At 36.2% G+C, this 17,592-nt stretch carries 13 protein-coding genes and 1 pseudogene; 7 read left to right on the top strand and 7 right to left on the bottom strand.

What is annotated here, in order from left to right; genetic code table 11:
- The first annotated feature begins 56 nt into the window (after positions 1-56).
- Positions 57-2,849 carry an isoleucine--tRNA ligase gene (gene ileS, locus LS66_RS00700; RefSeq protein WP_034365424.1) on the top strand — a complete coding sequence of 931 codons (2,793 nt, stop codon included), beginning with the start codon at positions 57-59 and terminating at the stop codon, positions 2,847-2,849.
- A 41-nt stretch (positions 2,850-2,890) separates the two neighbouring features.
- Positions 2,891-3,037, top strand: coding sequence for a hypothetical protein (locus LS66_RS10175; protein ID WP_162846482.1), 147 nt, complete (start codon positions 2,891-2,893; stop codon positions 3,035-3,037).
- Positions 3,038-3,052: 15 nt separating this feature from the next.
- On the opposite strand, the gene LS66_RS00695 is transcribed toward LS66_RS10175, so the two are convergent.
- Entirely contained in the window at positions 3,053-3,577 is a 525-nt protein-coding gene (locus tag LS66_RS00695) for a hypothetical protein (protein WP_236096940.1), read from the bottom strand.
- Between the two features lie 165 nt (positions 3,578-3,742).
- On the opposite strand from LS66_RS00695, the gene LS66_RS00690 reads away from it, so the two are divergent.
- Together LS66_RS00690 and LS66_RS00685 are read left to right on the top strand one after the other, a co-directional pair.
- Positions 3,743-4,075 (top strand): hypothetical protein, encoded by a 333-nt coding sequence (locus LS66_RS00690; RefSeq protein WP_034365426.1) that lies wholly within the window; start codon positions 3,743-3,745, stop codon positions 4,073-4,075.
- 107 nt (positions 4,076-4,182) lie between these two features.
- The gene (locus LS66_RS00685; protein WP_034365429.1) at positions 4,183-5,031 is read left to right on the top strand and encodes a hypothetical protein; all 849 of its coding nucleotides are present in this window, start codon (positions 4,183-4,185) and stop codon (positions 5,029-5,031) included.
- 239 nt (positions 5,032-5,270) lie between these two features.
- Here LS66_RS00685 and LS66_RS00680 read toward each other — a convergent pair whose 3' ends face one another.
- The 4 genes from LS66_RS00680 to dnaG form a co-directional block, all read right to left on the bottom strand.
- Entirely contained in the window at positions 5,271-7,475 is a 2,205-nt protein-coding gene (locus LS66_RS00680; protein ID WP_034365432.1) for an NADP-dependent isocitrate dehydrogenase, read from the bottom strand.
- A 150-nt stretch (positions 7,476-7,625) separates the two neighbouring features.
- Positions 7,626-7,892 (bottom strand): hypothetical protein, encoded by a 267-nt coding sequence (locus tag LS66_RS00675; RefSeq protein WP_034365436.1) that lies wholly within the window; start codon positions 7,890-7,892, stop codon positions 7,626-7,628.
- Between the two features lie 88 nt (positions 7,893-7,980).
- Entirely contained in the window at positions 7,981-9,027 is a 1,047-nt protein-coding gene (locus LS66_RS00670; protein WP_081947927.1) for an argininosuccinate synthase domain-containing protein, read from the bottom strand.
- Entirely contained in the window at positions 9,005-10,663 is a 1,659-nt protein-coding gene (dnaG, locus tag LS66_RS00665; RefSeq protein ID WP_034365438.1) for a DNA primase, read from the bottom strand. The genes LS66_RS00670 and dnaG overlap by 23 nt, the downstream gene beginning before the upstream one ends.
- A 284-nt stretch (positions 10,664-10,947) precedes the next feature.
- Between dnaG and groES the strand changes: the two are divergent.
- A pseudogene (gene groES, locus LS66_RS00660) lies at positions 10,948-11,211 on the top strand (co-chaperone GroES); the annotation flags it as partial.
- A gap of 42 nt (positions 11,212-11,253) precedes the next feature.
- Positions 11,254-12,891: a chaperonin GroEL gene (gene groL / locus LS66_RS00655; RefSeq protein WP_011116041.1), complete on the top strand. Its 1,638-nt coding sequence runs from the start codon at positions 11,254-11,256 to the stop codon at positions 12,889-12,891.
- A gap of 105 nt (positions 12,892-12,996) precedes the next feature.
- On the opposite strand, the gene LS66_RS00650 is transcribed toward groL, so the two are convergent.
- Together LS66_RS00650 and LS66_RS00645 are read right to left on the bottom strand one after the other, a co-directional pair.
- Positions 12,997-13,722 carry a DUF5131 family protein gene (locus tag LS66_RS00650; RefSeq protein WP_011116042.1) on the bottom strand — a complete coding sequence of 242 codons (726 nt, stop codon included), beginning with the start codon at positions 13,720-13,722 and terminating at the stop codon, positions 12,997-12,999.
- 2 nt (positions 13,723-13,724) lie between these two features.
- A complete protein-coding gene (locus tag LS66_RS00645; protein ID WP_081947928.1) occupies positions 13,725-16,424 on the bottom strand; it encodes a phosphoenolpyruvate carboxylase in 2,700 nt (899 codons plus the stop codon).
- A gap of 114 nt (positions 16,425-16,538) precedes the next feature.
- Here LS66_RS00645 and ilvC point away from each other — a divergent pair, with 114 nt between their 5' ends.
- The gene (ilvC, locus tag LS66_RS00640; protein ID WP_011116044.1) at positions 16,539-17,564 is read left to right on the top strand and encodes a ketol-acid reductoisomerase; all 1,026 of its coding nucleotides are present in this window, start codon (positions 16,539-16,541) and stop codon (positions 17,562-17,564) included.
- Positions 17,565-17,592: the final 28 nt, after the last annotated feature.

The raw sequence follows: 17,592 nt of genomic DNA, 5'->3' as shown, positions 1-17,592 counted from the left end.
TTAGGATTTTTTGCTACAATCCTGCCATTGTTTTAATTTTTGAATAGGGAGTAGTAATGGACTACAAAGAGACTTTAATTTTGCCTGATACAAGTTTCCCAATGAGGGGGAATCTCCCTGCTAATGAGCCACATACTTATGCAAAATGGCGCGATGAGAAGCTTTATTCTAAACTTAAAAATGCTCATAGTGGTGCTAAAAACTTTTGTTTGCACGATGGACCCCCGTATGCAAATGGACATTTACATATAGGGCACGCACTCAATAAGATTCTCAAAGATATTATTGTGAAATATCATTACTTTAAGGGAGAAAATATCCGTTATACACCGGGTTGGGATTGCCACGGATTGCCTATTGAGCAACAAGTGGAGCAAAAGATTGGCAAGGCAAAAAAAGATAACTTGAATAAAACAAAATTGCGCGAACTCTGCCGCAATCACGCTCAAAAATTTATACAGATTCAATCTGATGAATTTCAGGCATTAGGAGTTTTGGGGGATTTTGAGAATCCGTATAAAACAATGGACTTTGCTTTTGAGGCACAAATTTATCGCTCTTTGATAGAGCTTGTGAAAGAAGGTTTGCTTGCTGAACGCTCCAAGCCTATTTATTGGAGTTGGGCGTGTGAGACGGCATTAGCTGATGCGGAAGTAGAATATCAAGATAAGCAATCAGATTCTATTTTTGTCGCTTTTACCTTATCGGATTCTGCCTTGCAATCACTTGGAATTTCACAAGGTAAAGTGATTATTTGGACAACTACGCCTTGGACACTTCCTGCGAATGTAGGTATCGCACTTAATCCTAGTGAATCTTATGTGCTCACCGATAAGGGTTATATTGTGGCAAAAGCATTGCTTGAAAAAGTATGTGAAAATATAGACATTGGTATAAGTAAGCGTGAGTTTAAAGCACAAGAATTTGAGCGCCTTGAAGCCATAAATCCTCTTAATGGAAGAACTTCTCTTATTGTTTTGGGAGAGCACGTAAGCATAAATGATGGCACAGGAGCAGTGCATACTGCGCCAGGACACGGTGAAGATGATTATTATATAGGACTTAAATATGGACTTGAAGTTATTATGCCTGTTGATGATAGGGGGAATTTTAGCCCTCTTATAGAATCTATGGGGCTTGTGCCTAAAGAATTTGCTAATGAGTTTGTGGGTAAGAATATTTTTGATACACACGAGAGTATTTTTAAGATTTTGGGGAAAGCACTTTTAAAACAAGATGTGATTACCCATAGTTATCCACATTGTTGGCGTTCGCATAAACCTGTGATTTACCGAGCTACTGCGCAATGGTTTATCTTGCTTGATAAGCCATTTTATCAAGATAAAACGCTTAAAGAGTTGGCTTTGGAAGAGTTAGACAAGGTGAGATTCTATCCACAAAATGGAAAAAATAGAATCTATTCAATGATTGAAAATCGCCCTGATTGGTGTATCTCTCGACAAAGAGATTGGGGTGTGCCTATTGCATTTTTGATTGATAAGATAACGAATGTTGCTTTGCTTGATGAGGCGGTGCTTGAGCATATTGCTTGTATTTTTGAAAAAGAGGGCTGTGATGCGTGGTGGAGCTATGAGATAAAAGACCTTCTGCCTCCAAGTCATAAGCATTTAGCAGAGAATCTCACAAAGAGCAAACATATACTTGATGTATGGTTTGATAGCGGGAGCACTTGGAGCGCGGTGCTTGAGAATGAATATAAGGGTGCAGGAAATAACTATGATGCGGGCTCTCACCCGGCAGATATGTATCTTGAAGGAAGCGACCAGCATAGGGGATGGTTTCAAAGTTCACTTTTGCTTTCTTGTGCAATAGCTAAGAGAGCACCTTATAAACAGATTCTTACGCACGGCTTTACCTTTGATAGAAATGGTGAGAAAATGAGTAAAAGCAAAGGGAATGTTATCTCTCCAAGTGAAATTATCAAAACTCAAGGAAGTGAGATTCTGCGTCTGTGGGTGGCACTTAGTCATTATCAGAGCGACCAAAATATTAGCGATGAGATTCTTAAACAAGTAGGTGAGCAATATCGCAAAATCCGCAATACTATCCGATTTCTCCTTGCAAATGCCTCACAAAATAGCCAAGATATGGTGGAAAAAGATGAACTTGACGTGATTGATAGATGGATTCTAAGTGTGTGCGATAGAGTTTTTGATGAGGCGTATGAATACTTTGATGAATATGAGTTTGCTAAGGCTTTTCAGGTAGTAATGAGCTTTTTGATTAATGAGCTAAGCGGTATTTATTTGGATTTGTGTAAGGATATACTCTATTGTGATGATGTATCTTCCCTACGCCGTCGTGCTATACAAAGTGCATTAGTAATGATTTTAAGGCGAGTGCTGCATTTTATCGCGCCTGTGCTTACTTATACTGCAGATGAGGCTTTTAGACATTCAAGTGCAGCTTTGAAAGGAGAATATGAATCCATTTTTGATTTGCCAAAGTTAAGCTGTGCACAAGGATATAATCTTGAAATAAATGAGGATTTTACGCGACTTTTGCGTGTGCGTGAGAAATTTACCGAATCCTTAGATAATCTCAAAAAACAAAAGATTGTTAAATCTTCGCTTGAGGTATTACTTCAAAGTCCGCAAGAGAAAGAATTTGCTTTGCTTGATAGATGGCTTATTGTCTCTGGTGTATGTGGGAAGGAGTGTAAAGACAAGGAGGAATTAGCACGATTTATGCTTGAAGATAAAGAGGAATTTGTTATTTATAGAGCACAAAATGGTCGTTGTGAGCGATGTTGGCAATTTATTGTAGAGGAAAGTGAAGGTAAATTATGCAAAAGATGCACATCGGTGATAGCTCAAGCTAAGAAATAGCTTGAGAAGCGTAAAAATGAGATATAAATAAAAGGTTATAAATGGGTTTTGATATTTTAGGATTTCACGTGTGGGATTTGAGCCAACCATTTGGTTATTTTGAGGCATTTAGTGGCATTATTATTGTTCTTTTGTGTGCAACAATAGCATTTGGACTATTGCGATATTTTCGCCCTCCAAAAATGTGATTTTATGAGTGTATATTATTTTAAAGTTAGCATAGTGTTGATAATCCATTTATTTGCCTCATAATTGACAAGTTCTATATCAGATGTAAGTGTGCCTTTGCCAAAAACTACACGCACATTTGCCCTAGCAGTTGGCATAGGTTTATTGTCTCTGTTGGTATCATTGTATTGAGAATCATCATAGGATTTTTGAATCTGCACTTGTGAATCTTGCTCTTGTGAGATTGGGGGTTGTGTAATGGAGAGTATTTCTACATTTTTATAACCACCATTTATTTTTGCTCTTGTGCTTTCTGCGCTTACAAACAAATTAGCAAGATTACGTTGATTCATAGAATCTAGTGCGTAGCCATAGCTTGAATATTGCACAAATTTATTTAAATCTCCCCCAAATAAACCCTGCATATAACCTTCTATAGCTTGTTTTTGTGCCTTCTCTTGTTGAGATTGGATACAGCCATAAAAAGCGATTGTGCACACAAGGCACAAGAGAAAAAGAAAATGTTTCTGCGCAATGATGAAATATTGTTGGGCATTCATTCTTTATCCTTATAAAAAATGATATTATATGTCAATTATGCCAAATGTTAAGATATGAAATCAAAAGTATTTTGTGGCACAATAATTGCTAACTTTAAATAAAGATAAAAAACTTGTGGTTTAACAAAACTGACGATTTGTCTAATGTGCATTAAGGAGGAAACAATGGCAGTTAGTCCTATTGGTAATGTTACTTATATCAATCAAAACTCGCAGGTTGGCTCAATTCAGTATGCAAATAATATGCAAAAAGTTGATGTTGCACTTAACGCAAATATGCAAGAATTTGTAGATAAACTTAAAGCTGTGCAGGAAGTCTCTCCTACTCCTCAAACTGAAGCTATAAATCCAGATGATAAGCAAGATAAAAAACGTGAATTTGAAGAAAAGGAAAAGAAAAAAGAGCAAGATTCTCAAAATGCAATAGAATCCTTTATAGAAGATGAGACACCCACTTGCGCTACAGAGCCGACACATTTGCTTGATATTAAGGCTTAGGGGCATAAATGATAACTCACCTGATTGCTGTCCTTAGATGAAACTGATGAAAGGCACGATTATGCTATGGCATTCTTGCCTATACCTTATGAGTTAGGAGAGTGTGAATGAGAACATTAACACTACTTTATCTTATGCCTTTGTGCGTGATGCTTACCTCCTGCACAAAGCCTATATATACAAGCTTTGAGACAAGCAAAGCAAAAATGAAGGTGCTATCGCGGTTTAGCTTTGGACAATGTAGCAAGATAGAACAAGAACCGTATAAAAATGCTGAACAAATTTTGAGCAATAAGGACTTGATAGATTATAAGAAACAATACTATGAAAATGGCAAAATACAAATAAATCAATATGAAATTACCGACAACAAAAAATCAATAATAATAAAGAATAAGGCAGATAACACTATCATACATACAGCATATAATCATTCTAAAGATGGAGTGTTTAATATATCTTATGATAAGCAACATTTAGGAATTTGTGATAGAGGAAAGCTGCGTATATTTGATTTAAACAACAACCTATATGAACTTGAGCATTACAAAGATAAAAAATGCACAGAGGTTTATTTTTCTTTAGATGATAAATATCTTATAGTAAATAACAAAAATCAAGGACAAGTTTATGATTTTAAGGCAGGAAATTTAGTATATAATAATCCTAACAATTCTCTTTCTGTATCATTGGGTTATGATTGGTCTTACAAAGTTTTTTATCCTATGCTTATAATGGGCTATGCAACAGCTGGCAATGAAATCATATTGCTTGATGAAGAAAAAAGAATTATTGTTGAGGGATTAGAGGATTCAAGTTCATATCGGGAAAGCATTAAACAAGTTAGAAAAAATAAAGAGGGTATTGATGTATTAGTCTGGGAATTACAAAAATCTTGGGTACCTTTTGTCTCTTTTGCGCCAACTTGTTCAATTAGAATATTACAAGAATTTTAGTGCAAACAAAGATTCAAATACAAACTTTCAATCAGGGGGAACTTTTTATAATTCTAGACCACCTCCCCCTTTACACTTAACATAAAGGATTGATGATGTCTTACCTCTCCCTCTCTCTTCCTTCTTTTACCTTTACTATTACCAAAGCCCATATTAAAGAGAGTTTAGAATCTAAAACTAGCTATAGGTGTAACGATTCTAACTATCTTTAGCTCATAAGGACTTTGCTATTTAAAGGGTTATCCTCTTGCAATTTGCTCTATTATTGTATTAAAGCTTTTGCTTGGGCGCATAATAGATTCTGCTTTATTATCGTCAAACTTATAATATCCACCCAAATCTACCGCTTTGCCTTGAGCATTATTAAACTCTGCTCGTATAGAATCTTGCTTAGATTCTAGTTCATCTGCGATTGGTTTAAAAAATGCGGCAATGCTAGTATCTGCACTTTGATTTGCCAAAGCCCTTGTAAAATACATACTTAAATAAAAATGGCTTGTGCGGTTGTCATCTTCGCCAACCTTGCGAGAGGGAGCTTTGTTATTATCTAGCCACTGCGAAGTTGCACTATCAAGTGCATCTGCCAAGACTTTAGCTTTAGCATTATTTTGCTTTTGTGCGTAGAATTCTAAACTTGCTTGAAGTGCTAAAAATTCACCCAAACTATCCCAACGCAAATGATTTTCACCTACAAGCTGTTCTACTTGTTTAGGTGCGCTTCCGCCAGCACCTGTTTCAAACATTGCTCCTCCATTAAGCATAGGCACGACTGATAGCATTTTTGCACTTGTGCCAAGCTCCAAAATAGGGAATAAATCGGTAAGATAATCCCGCAATACATTGCCAGTAATAGAAATGGCATTTTTACCTGCACGAATAAGGCGTAAAGATTCTAAACACGCTTCTTTTGGGGCTAGAATCTCTATGTTTTTGCCTTTTTCTTTTAATCGTTTTTGCACTAAATCAATCATAATTTTATTGCTTGCGCGCTTAGCATCTAGCCAAAAAATTGCCTTATCACCTGTAATATCAGCACGCTCAATGCCTAAATCAATCCAATTTTGCACCGCATCAAACTTTGCTTGATTTGCACGATAAATGTCGTTTTTGCGCACTTTGTGAGAGAGCAGCACAGAACCATTAGCATCCACAATTACAAATTCGCCATCATTTGGTGCTATGAAAGTTTTATCGTGTGAGCCATATTCTTGAGCTTTTCTTGCCATAAGCCCGACATTAGAGACGCTGCCAAGTGTCGCTGGATTGAGTGTGCCATTTTTATGCAAATCTTCAATCACAGCTTCATAGATTGTCGCATAAGTTTTATCTGGTATCACAGCGTTTGCATCGCATTCTTTACCCTCTTTATCCCATAATCTTGCCCCATTTTTAAGCATAGCGGGCATAGAAGCATCAACAATTACATCACTTGGCACGTGCAAATTCGTAATACCTTTATCAGAATTTACCATTGAGATTTTTGCACTTTTTTCCAGGATTTCAGTGTATTTGCTTAGAATCTCTGCTTTTTTAGGAGAAGATTCTATCTTGCTAAGGAGCTCACTTACGCCATTGTTAGCATTGACCCCAAGTCGTGCGAGTTCATCACCAAAAGATTCAAAAATTTCTTTAAAATATGCCTTAACTGCATAGCCAAAGAGCACAGGATCACTTACTTTCATCATTGTTGCTTTTAAATGGAGTGAGAAAAGAATACCTTTGTTTTTACACGATGTAATTTGCTCTTCATAAAAGCGTGAAAGCTTTTGCGCGTCCATAAATGTCGCGTCTAAAATCTCATTTTGTTCTAATTTCAAGCCCTCTTTAAGCACTTTTTCTCCACTAGAATCTCTAAAGATAATTTTTGCGGTTGTAGCAGATGGGATTAATACTGCCTTTTCATTATCAAAGAAATCACCTTCTTTCATATAGCTAACGTAGCTTTTAGAATCCGCACTAAAAGGTACGACACGATAAGGATTTTTTTGCGCATAAGATTTCACAGCTTTTGTAGAGCGTCTATCGGAATTACCTTGTCTAAGCACAGGATTAACTGCCGAGCCTAGCACCTTTTGGTATTTTTCTTTAATGGCTTTTTCTGTGTCATTTTGTGGCTCATCAGGGAAATTTGGCACATCATAGCCCTTGCCTTGCAATTCTTTTATTGCTGCTTTGAGTTGAGGGATTGAAGCAGAAATATTGGGAGTTTTGATGAGATTAGCTTCTTTTGTTTTTACGAGATCCCCTAAAATGCTTAAAGCATCCTCTACTTGCTGTTCTTGTTTTAGACGTTCGGGAAATTGAGCCAAAATGCGTGCTGATAGGGAAATATCAGAGGTTGCCACTTCAATGTTGGCGTGCCGTAAAAATGCCTTTGCAATAGGCAAAAAAGAGTAGGTTGCAAGTGCTGGAGATTCGTCTGTGAGAGTGTATGTAATTTTCATAATGTATCCTTTCGGTATAGATTTAATACCCTTAAGTATAGCAAAAATCATTATGTTTGCAATAAGAGATAAAGATTTTTTAAACTTTTAAAGATTTAGAGGCAGATAGGTAGCAATTACTCACTTAAATTTGACTTAGCATTTAATTAATTATTGCGCTGATTGTGCGCATTTTGTATTTGAAGTATTTCCTCCCCAGACATTCTCGCTTGTTGTGCAATAATAAGTTCTCCCTCTACATTCAGCTACATAACTATATGTTTCATTGACGAATCCATATCTATTCTTTTTAATAGTAATCTCTGAAGGTGCGCAACCTATGGAGCTAGAAGCCATATGGGCAAGACTTCCTTTAAACATACAGCCGACATTGCATAAAGCAACAAAACTTATAAATAAGACAACACCATATTTCATAAATGTTCCTCAGAAAAATTGCAGTATTTTAGTAAATTAAAATTTAAAGATTCTTAAAGTGTAAAATTGCTCTTTAATTTATAGAATCTTATGTTAAAAGTAAATAGCTCTGTGCCTTATCGCGTTCAAGTGGTGAGAGGGAATGTGTTTGCGCACCGATTTGGACATGATAGCATTGATTAATATTTGTTTTGCCATAGCTTAAAGCAATGCGTCCTGCAAGTATTTTATCTTCCATAGAAGCACTAGATTCTACAATGCCAAGCGGTCCTACGCAATCAAGTAATGTAATTTGTTCCATATTTGGATTTGGCTTACTTAGTTTAATGTTTTCCTCTTCATTACGAGCAATGACACAACGCGCACCATTTTCTAATACAAGGTAACGTCCTACTTTTACCATTTCTATATCTTCAAAGTGCATTTGACGATGGGAGATAAGGTCTTTGATTTTGAGTGCCACAGAATCTTGTGTAAGCAAACAACCGCCACCTGGTTTTTCAAAATATTTAAACCCATATTCTTTTATCATTTCAAGCTGTCTTGTGCGCCCTCTTCCACTCACATCAAGCAAATGTTCTCTATTAACCCAACCCATTTTTTCAGGGAAGCTTGGCTCAAGTAGTTTTGCACTCATAGGGCGCAGGAGCAATTCATCAAGAAATTGTGGTTTGTTAGGATTGCTACCATCTCTTGAAAGGATAGAATCAAATTTGCTTTCTTCTCCGATGTGTCGCACAAGTTTTTTTACTTGGTCAAGGGCTTCTTTACGCTGGCTTTTGGGACGCTGTCCGAGCACTTCTCCGCTCACCACAAAATCCGCCCCCACTTGCAAAAGATAATCAAAAGCATTAGCAAACATATTTGCGTGGCAGTCGATGCAGGGATTGAAATATTTGCCATAACCATATTTTGGTTTAAAAAGCACATCGTTAAAAAATTGTTGTTGGATATCTAAAATCTGCAATTTTACATCAATTTGTGCAGTTGCATTTTGGAAATATGCTAATTTATCTTTATTGCTGCCAAAACCGATGTTAAAATGCAGAGCAATTACATCAATGCCTTGGTCTTTGAGTAGTTTCATAGAAATGAGGCTATCGCAACCTCCGCTAAAAAGTGCTAATGCTAACATAGGGCAGTAATTCTCCTTTTTTAAGTGTTAAGATTTTTGTTTTTAATTCTTTGATAATTTCGCTTTTGCGTCTCAAACTCATCTCATTTGAATGAGGAATTTGTCCTAAAAGCTGACTATATGCTTGAGTGATGAATAATCGCAAATGTTCTTTAAGAGAAGGTAAATCAGGAAGTGGTTTTATATTGTCATTGAGTGATATTGCAAGTAATCGTGGATCATCGTAGCATTGGTTTGTAACAAGCCCAAATTCTATTTTTTTATATTTAAAGAGTGATATATCAATATATTCAATGGCAAAATCAATCAAGTTTGGTTTTTCGAGAAAACTTTTAATGAGCACAGATTCTGCAAAATCTTGCATAGACGCATTAAAGATTGTTTGATTTGAATGGGCTTTATTATGTTGAGTATGAATAAGTCGTGTAGGCAAAGAGAGCAATCGTGCAAGTAGTGGTTTGTATTCTTCTTGTAAAAGAGGACTTAGAGTGTGCAGGAATTGAGTAGATTCGGCAAGAGCCTTTTCTTTTTGTAATGGGTTTTCAAGCTCATAACTGCGGGCAATGTGCGTAAGGACAAATTCAACAAAAGAAATGGGGTGAGAGAATAGCTCACTTAATTCATTAATTTGTTTATGTGCTACCATATCAGCTGGGTCTGCACCATTTTCAAAGATAACTACACCGCCCTCAATGCTCGCTTCCGATAAAATCTTCGCTGCTTTGAATGCTGCGTTTATCCCTGCTTTATCACCATCATAGCTTAAAATTACTTTTGGCTCACCTTTGCGTAAAAGAGGTAAATGCTCTTTGGTAAGGGCTGTGCCAAGTGTTGCCACCGCATAATCAAAACCTGCTTGATGAAGCATAATCACATCAAGGTAACCTTCACATACGATGATTTTTTTTTGCTTATAGATTCTATCTTTGGCGAGATAATAGCCATAAAGAAGCTTTGATTTATTAAATATTTTGCTTTGGGGAGAGTTGATATATTTAGCATTTGCGTTGCTCATCGTGCGTCCGCCAAAACCTACGACTTTTCCATTAGGAGAATGTATAGGAAAGATGATGCGGTCATTAAATCGTGCATATTCACGCCCATTATCTTTGCCAATAATCCCAAATTCAAGCGCTTCTTGTTTATTAAGAATTTTAGCATTAAGGAAATTAATCGTCTCAAAACTTGCTCCACAATAGCCCAAACGGAATTTTTCAATACTTGCATTTGCTACTTGACGAGAGGCGAGATATTCAAGCGAAGGTTTATGCGAAAGGAGCTGTTTTTGGTAAAATCGCATTATTTCATCAAGCACAATAGAATCGGGTTTTTTTTCATAAGTATTTTCGTATTCAAGAGCAAAGTTTGTCATTGTTGCAATTTTTTCCACGCTTTCTACAAAACTTAGTTTTTCATATTCCATAAGAAATTTAATTGCATCACCGCCCACACCGCAGCCATAGCAATGATAGAATCCTTTTGTGGGACTAATGATAAAGCTTGGTGTTTTTTCATTATGAAAGGGACAACAAGCCATATAGTTGCTCCCTGATTTTCTTAGTTCTATATATGAGCCAATAACATCAACAATATCAATATTTTGCTTGAGTGTTTCAAGCGAGTGCTTGCTAATCATAATATTTGTGTATGCCTTGAATATGTAAGATTGTGTTTTGAAGTGTAGATTGTATAAAAATAAACCTTTGAATCTGATATTTATTTTGCTTTTTAGTGAATGTGAATGAGTGAATTTTGACAAACTTTATATAATCTATTATATATAACTTTAGTCATTTACACTAAATTTTATTCAATATTTAAATATAAAGTATTGACTTGTTTAACAAAAAAATATAAAATTTCGCACTTCAAAAATTAAGTGCTAAAATTTTTGATTAATTATTTATAAAGGAGTTGATTATGAAGTTTAGACCTTTGGGAGAGAGAGTTCTCGTAGAACGCGTGGAAGAAGATACTAAAACAAGTTCGGGTATTATTATTCCTGATAATGCTAAAGAAAAACCTCTTATGGGTATAGTAAAGGCAGTAAGTGCTAAAATCAAAGACGACAAAATATTGAAAGAAAATGATAAAGTCGTATTTGGTAAATATAAGGGTGCAGAAATCAAGCTAGATTCAAAGGAGTTTATTGTCCTAGAGCTAGATGATATTTTGGGCGTTATTGAAAAATAAATTTTAGAATCTTAAACATTAAAGGAGTAAAAAATGGCAAGCAAAGAAATTAACTTTTCAGATTCGGCAAGGAATAAGCTCTATGAGGGCATTAAGCAATTAAGTGATGCAGTAAAAGTTACAATGGGACCAAAAGGGCGAAATGTGCTCATTCAAAAAAGTTATGGAGCACCTACGATTACAAAAGATGGTGTATCTGTGGCAAAAGAAATTGAGCTTGCAGACCCTATTGCAAATATGGGTGCACAGCTTGTAAAAGAAGTGGCAAGCAAAACTGCTGATGCAGCAGGAGATGGGACAACAACAGCAACCGTTCTTGCTTATAGCATTTATAAGGAAGGATTAAGAAATATTACTGCAGGTGCGAATCCTATTGAAGTAAAACGTGGTATGGATAAAGCAAGTGCAGCAATTATTGAAGAGCTTAAAAAATCAAGTAAAAAAATTGGTGGCAAAAGTGATATTGCACAAGTTGCAACTATTTCGGCAAACTCTGATGAAAACATCGGAGCATTAATTGCTGAAGCAATGGAAAAAGTTGGTAAAGATGGTGTTATTACCGTTGAGGAAGCAAAAGGTATTAATGATGAGCTAAGTGTAGTTGAGGGTATGCAATTTGATAGAGGCTATCTTTCTGCGTATTTTGTAACAAATACTGATAAAATGACAGCACAGCTTGAAAATGCTTATGTGCTTTTGACAGATAAGAAAATTTCAAATATGAAAGAGATTTTGCCATTGCTTGAGGCAACTATGCAAAGTGGCAAACCGCTTTTAATCATTGCTGAAGATATTGAGGGTGAGGCTTTGACAACATTGGTTGTGAATAAATTGCGTGGAGTGCTTAATGTTTCTGCTGTTAAGGCACCTGGATTTGGCGATAGACGCAAAGCAATGCTTCAAGATATCGCTATTCTCACAGGTGGACAAGTTATTAGCGAAGAGCTTGGCAAAACACTTGAAGCAGCAACACTTGCAGATTTAGGAAGTGCAGCTCGTATCGTGATTGATAAAGATAATACAACAATCGTTGATGGTAAGGGCAAAACAAAAGATGTTAAAGATAGAATCGCGCAAATCAAAACTGAAATTGAAAACACTACAAGCGATTATGATAGAGAAAAGCTCCAAGAGAGATTGGCAAAATTAAGCGGTGGTGTAGCAGTTATTAAGGTTGGTGCAGCAAGTGAAGTAGAGATGAAAGAGAAAAAAGACCGCGTAGATGATGCGCTTTCTGCAACAAAAGCAGCAGTTGATGAGGGAATCGTTATTGGCGGTGGTTCTGCCCTTATTCGTGCTTCACAAAAAGTTAAACTTAAGCTTGAAGGTGATGAAGCAATTGGTTATGATATTATCAAACGCGCAATTAAAGCTCCTCTTGCACAAATTGCGACAAATGCAGGATACGATGCAGGTGTGGTTGTAAATGAGGTAGAGAAAAATTCTAAAGATGGCTTTGGGTTCAATGCGACTACAGGTGAATATGTAGATATGTTTAAAGAGGGCATTATTGACCCACTCAAAGTTACACGTGTGGCGTTACAAAATGCAGTATCAGTTTCAAGTCTGCTTTTAACAACTGAAGCAACAATCAATGAAATCAAAGAAGATAAACCAGCTCCAGCAATGCCAGATATGGGTGGAATGGGCGGTATGGGTGGAATGATGTAATCCCCCTTGCTTTTTGAGTTTATAGAATCTACACAGATTCTATAAACTCCCTTATTTTGTTGGCTTAAACCTTTCTCAAATAGAGCATTTGCTTCCTGCATAATCTTACATTATATCAATATTTGCTTTCTTGGCTTGGATTCTCTGTAAGTTTTTTGGAATCTTATAAAGTTTGTTATCTTTTAAAAACATTGCACCTGTTTGATGAAAATGAAATTTTATACCCGCATCATAGGCTTGTTTTCTCAAACTCAACACCCATTTATAATCACATACTCTTGCTTTATATCCGCTTTCTCCTCCCACAGAGATAAGATCTATATCTTGTAAATAAGATTCTATATGAATCTCCTCTAATAATGGTGCGCAAATCACCCAACGATGCTTAATAGGCAGAGCACACAAAAGTGAGATTCTTTGATGAGCTCGTTTTTGATTTTCTACACTCACGCCAATACTCACATTTTCATATCCTTCCCCCCAATCTTTGGGGAGATTCTCATATAAACGTTCAATTCTTTTAGTGAAAAAGACAAAATGCACATTTTTGCGTTGCTGCATTATTTCCCACGCTCTTTTTCTCCATTCATCAGCTTGTGGAAGTAAAAAATCGCTACTAAAACAAGTATATACTAATGTATTATCAAGTATATGATACTCACCATTTCTACGCTTTTTGAGAGGATATTCAAAATTTTTATTAAGACAAATATGTTTTGTATCTCGTTTATGGATAGAATCCATACTATAAATAAAGCAATTTTTGCAACCCTCACTTACTCTAAAGCAGCCGTGCCACGGATTCCAACTTGTTTCTAATTTACCAAACATTTTCACCCTGTATTGCGAATACCTTGTGCGATACCCACAATAGTCGCGTGGATTTGTTCAAGAATACGTTCTTGTCCTTTAGGATATTTGCAGCTTTCATATTTTTTAATCAGTTCAATTTGGGTGAGGTTAAGCACACTTAGGTAAGGCTTACGCAATAGGATAGATTCTCTAATAGCACCTTCAGAATCCAAAAGTACACTTTCCCCACGCAAATGCAGCAAATACTCCATTGTGAGATGATATTGTGTATAAATATGCTCCCAAATATCCTCAAGCACTTTTTTATCTTTGACAAATTGGTTGTATAATGAAGCGATATCTAAATCCACTTTAAGCAAGGCTTGAGAGATATTATCAATAGTTGTTTTGAAAAAGAGTGATTGCTCATAACAATCTCGTAATTGATTTTTATCTACATTTGCTAATCCACTTCCTAATCCATACCAAGCGGAAATAATAGCGCGATTTTGTGTCCAAGCAAATACCCAAGGAATTGCCCGCAAATCTTCAATTTTTTGTGTATCTTTGCGTTTGCTTGGGCGAGAGCCTAGATTAAGGTTTTGTATAAATTTTATAGGTGTAGCGTTTTTAAAATACTCTAAAAAGCCTTTGTTTTCATATACAAGTGCGCGATAAGTTGCACAGGAGGCATTAGAAACATTTTCAAGCAATGCCATTGTCTGTGGATTGTTTTTATATTTTTCTGTGCCATAAGAATCATATACTCCTTTTTTGAGCAGAGCACTCAAGGTGCTTGAAAAGTTTTTGGTTGCAATATGGCTATTGAGGTATTTAGCACTTATCATTTCGCCTTGCTCTGTAGTTTTAAGAAAGCTATGCACGCTTTGAGGCGCAGAACAAAGTAGCGCTTCTTCAAGGCTTCCTCCACCACGACTAACGCTCCCTCCTCGTCCGTGAAAGAAACTAATGCGAATATCAAGTTGCGTTTGGAGTTTGGTAAGATTGCTAATAGCGCGGTAGAGATTATAATTGCTCGTAAAAATACCGCCATCTTTGCTTGAATCTGAATAGCCTACCATAATTTCTTGGGTGCTATTATGGTCAAAAAGATATTGTTGATAATGAGTATTGGCATAGAGGGTTTGGATAATGCTTTGGGCACGCTGTAAATCATCAATGGTTTCAAAAAGTGGTGTAATAGAAACACTCGCTTTGCCTTTTTTGCCCTCTTTTTTCTTGCCCGGTTTCCATAAACCACTTTGTTTAGCGAACCACAATACGCAGAGTAAATCGCTCGCTTGAGTGCTCATAGAGATAATAAAGCTTTGTAAAATATGTTTTGAAATATGTTTTTTTGCCCATTGGATTCTTAAAAATGCTCCTACAAGTCGCTTAGAGGATTCAGAGAGTTGCTCAATAATTGTATTTAAATCATATTTTTTAGCACTTAACGCATAGTTTAAAATCTCAATCTTTTTGTTTTCATTTAAGTCTTTAAAATCACTATCACAAAACCCTATAAGACAAAAAATTTCGCTTATAGTGCCTAAAACTACATCTCTATGTTCTCTAAAATCAAGGCGCAAAAGATGAAAACCTCCAAGTAACACTAAATGTCTAAATTCTACCAATCCACGTGCAGATATATCATCTAGGGATTCTATCATCATATCAATATCTTCTAAAAGCTCATTAGAATCTTTATAAGTAAAATCAATACTATCGGTAGTATTAATTGCAATAAGCCGATTTTGAAGCTTTTTTTTGATGAGGTAGAGTTTTGCGCGGAAAGGTTCTTTAGCAAAAAGTTTTGCTTCGTTATTCAAAAGTTCAGAACTATCATTTTGGAGTGATTGTATAAGGCGTTTGCTGGGCTGAATAAAATCCATTGACATAGAAAGCTCACGAATAAGCTTTTCACTTGTGCGAATATAGATTTCAATAATCGCTTTATGTGCAATTTTCATTGTTTTTGTCATTACTTCATTGCTCACATATGGATTACCATCTCTATCACCACCTATCCAACTTCCTAGTATGATGGGAGAGCTTTCTAATGCCTTGCCAAGTGTAGATTTTATATCGCCTAGCACTTGCGTTGCAGATTTAAGAATAGAGCTTTCAATAATATAGAGTAAGTTATCAAGTTCAAAGAGAATCTCCATTTTTTCGCTTCGCACTAAATGTGTGTGCCATAATAAATGAAGCCTATAGAGAAGCTGAGATTTAGCATTTGCATCATTATGGGCAAATATATTTTTGATGTTTTCACTCATTTGGTGATGTGCTTCAAGGAATGTGCGGCGGCGAGATTCTGTAGGGTGAGCAGTGAAAACGGGATAAAAGCGTAAATGTTGCAAAATCTCTAGTGTATCATTTTTGTCATAACCTTCCTGATTAAGCTCTTTTAGAGTTTTAGGGAGGTGATTAAGCATAGCATTATTGCTTAAATTAAGTTCTTCAATAATATTAAGCAACATATGATAAAGCGTGAAAGCTTTAATAATAAAAAGTGTTTTATCTTGGGCTGAAATATCTGCAAGTATGCGTTTAAGCATAGTTGAATCGTGGTTTTGAAGACTTTGCTTAATATTTAAAAAAGCATTTTTTAGCTCCTCATCAACACTTTGGAGCAAGTGAATAATTGTATCAGAAACAAATTCTACTTGTATTGGTTGGAGCAAAGTGGATTTTGGAGATTTTTTTATGCCTTCTTGTGGTGAGTGAGAGTGTTGCATATTTACTTCCTTTAAGCCTTTGACTTGGTGGCTTAATTATAACTAAGTTTGTTTTAACTATAATTGAGCCTTTAATTTAAAATAGCGGCTAAACTGCTAGAAAGGAAATGTATAATGGCATTAAAAGTGTATTACGACAAAGATTGTGATTTAGGACTTATTCAAAAGAAAAAAGTTGCAGTGATTGGCTTTGGTTCACAAGGGCACGCTCACGCAGAAAACTTACGAGATTCTGGCGTTGAGGTAATTATCGGATTGTATCGCGGTGGCTCTAGCTGGGTAAAAGCTGAAGCAAAGGGTTTTAAGGTGCTTGAAGTGAGTGAGGCAACAAAAGTTGCTGATGTGATTATGATATTAATCCCTGATGAATTGCAAGCTGATGTGTTTGCCAAAGATATTTTACCCTCTTTAAGTGAAGATAAAATTATTGCATTTGGGCACGGATTCAATATCCATTTTGGGCAAATCAAAGCTCCAAAGGGTGTAGGTGTGATTATGGTTGCACCAAAAGCCCCAGGTCATACCGTTCGTAGTGAATTTGTAAAAGGTGGCGGAATCCCTGATTTAATTGCTGTAGAGCAAGATACAAGCAGAGGAGATGCCAAAGCGATTGCACTAAGTTATGCAAGTGCGATTGGAGGAGGGCGCAGTGGCATTATTGAAACGACTTTTAAAGATGAGACAGAGACAGATTTATTTGGTGAGCAAGCTGTGCTTTGCGGTGGTGTAACGAGCCTTGTTAAAGCTGGATTTGAAACTTTGGTTGAGGCAGGCTATCCTGAAGAAATGGCGTATTTTGAGTGTTTGCACGAACTAAAGCTAATTGTGGATTTGATTTATGAGGGTGGCTTGGCAAATATGCGCTATTCTATCTCAAATACCGCAGAATATGGCGATATGGTAAGTGGTCCGCGTGTGATTAATGAAGAATCTAAAAAAGCAATGAAGCAGATTCTAAAAGATATTCAAGAAGGGCGATTTGCTAAAGATTTTATATTGGAGCGTAAAGCAGGATATGCGAGAATGAATGCAGAGCGAAAAAATCTAGCAAATCATAAAATTGAGCAAGTCGGTGGCAGACTCCGCGCAATGATGCCGTGGATTGGTGCAAATAAATTGGTAGATAAGGAGAGAAACTAAATAAAACTCCCACTTGCAATGAACTTGC

This window comes from Helicobacter sp. MIT 03-1614, from assembly GCF_000762925.2.
Taxonomy (GTDB): Bacteria; Campylobacterota; Campylobacteria; order Campylobacterales; family Helicobacteraceae; genus Helicobacter_C; species Helicobacter_C hepaticus.
The sequence above is the reverse complement of the archived record's forward strand: the minus strand, read 5'-3'. Positions and strand labels throughout refer to the sequence as shown.

Bases quoted from the DNA above. Each gene is read 5' to 3' on its own strand.
- ileS (WP_034365424.1), top strand. From the start codon at position 57: ATGGACTACAAAGAGACTTTAATTTTGCCTGATACAAGTTTCCCAATG.
- LS66_RS10175 (WP_162846482.1), top strand. From the start codon at position 2,891: ATGGGTTTTGATATTTTAGGATTTCACGTGTGGGATTTGAGCCAACCA.
- LS66_RS00695 (WP_236096940.1), bottom strand. From the start codon at position 3,577: ATGAATGCCCAACAATATTTCATCATTGCGCAGAAACATTTTCTTTTT.
- LS66_RS00690 (WP_034365426.1), top strand. From the start codon at position 3,743: ATGGCAGTTAGTCCTATTGGTAATGTTACTTATATCAATCAAAACTCG.
- LS66_RS00685 (WP_034365429.1), top strand. From the start codon at position 4,183: ATGAGAACATTAACACTACTTTATCTTATGCCTTTGTGCGTGATGCTT.
- LS66_RS00680 (WP_034365432.1), bottom strand. From the start codon at position 7,475: ATGAAAATTACATACACTCTCACAGACGAATCTCCAGCACTTGCAACC.
- LS66_RS00675 (WP_034365436.1), bottom strand. From the start codon at position 7,892: ATGAAATATGGTGTTGTCTTATTTATAAGTTTTGTTGCTTTATGCAAT.
- LS66_RS00670 (WP_081947927.1), bottom strand. From the start codon at position 9,027: ATGTTAGCATTAGCACTTTTTAGCGGAGGTTGCGATAGCCTCATTTCT.
- dnaG (WP_034365438.1), bottom strand. From the start codon at position 10,663: ATGATTAGCAAGCACTCGCTTGAAACACTCAAGCAAAATATTGATATT.
- groL (WP_011116041.1), top strand. From the start codon at position 11,254: ATGGCAAGCAAAGAAATTAACTTTTCAGATTCGGCAAGGAATAAGCTC.
- LS66_RS00650 (WP_011116042.1), bottom strand. From the start codon at position 13,722: ATGTTTGGTAAATTAGAAACAAGTTGGAATCCGTGGCACGGCTGCTTT.
- LS66_RS00645 (WP_081947928.1), bottom strand. From the start codon at position 16,424: ATGCAACACTCTCACTCACCACAAGAAGGCATAAAAAAATCTCCAAAA.
- ilvC (WP_011116044.1), top strand. From the start codon at position 16,539: ATGGCATTAAAAGTGTATTACGACAAAGATTGTGATTTAGGACTTATT.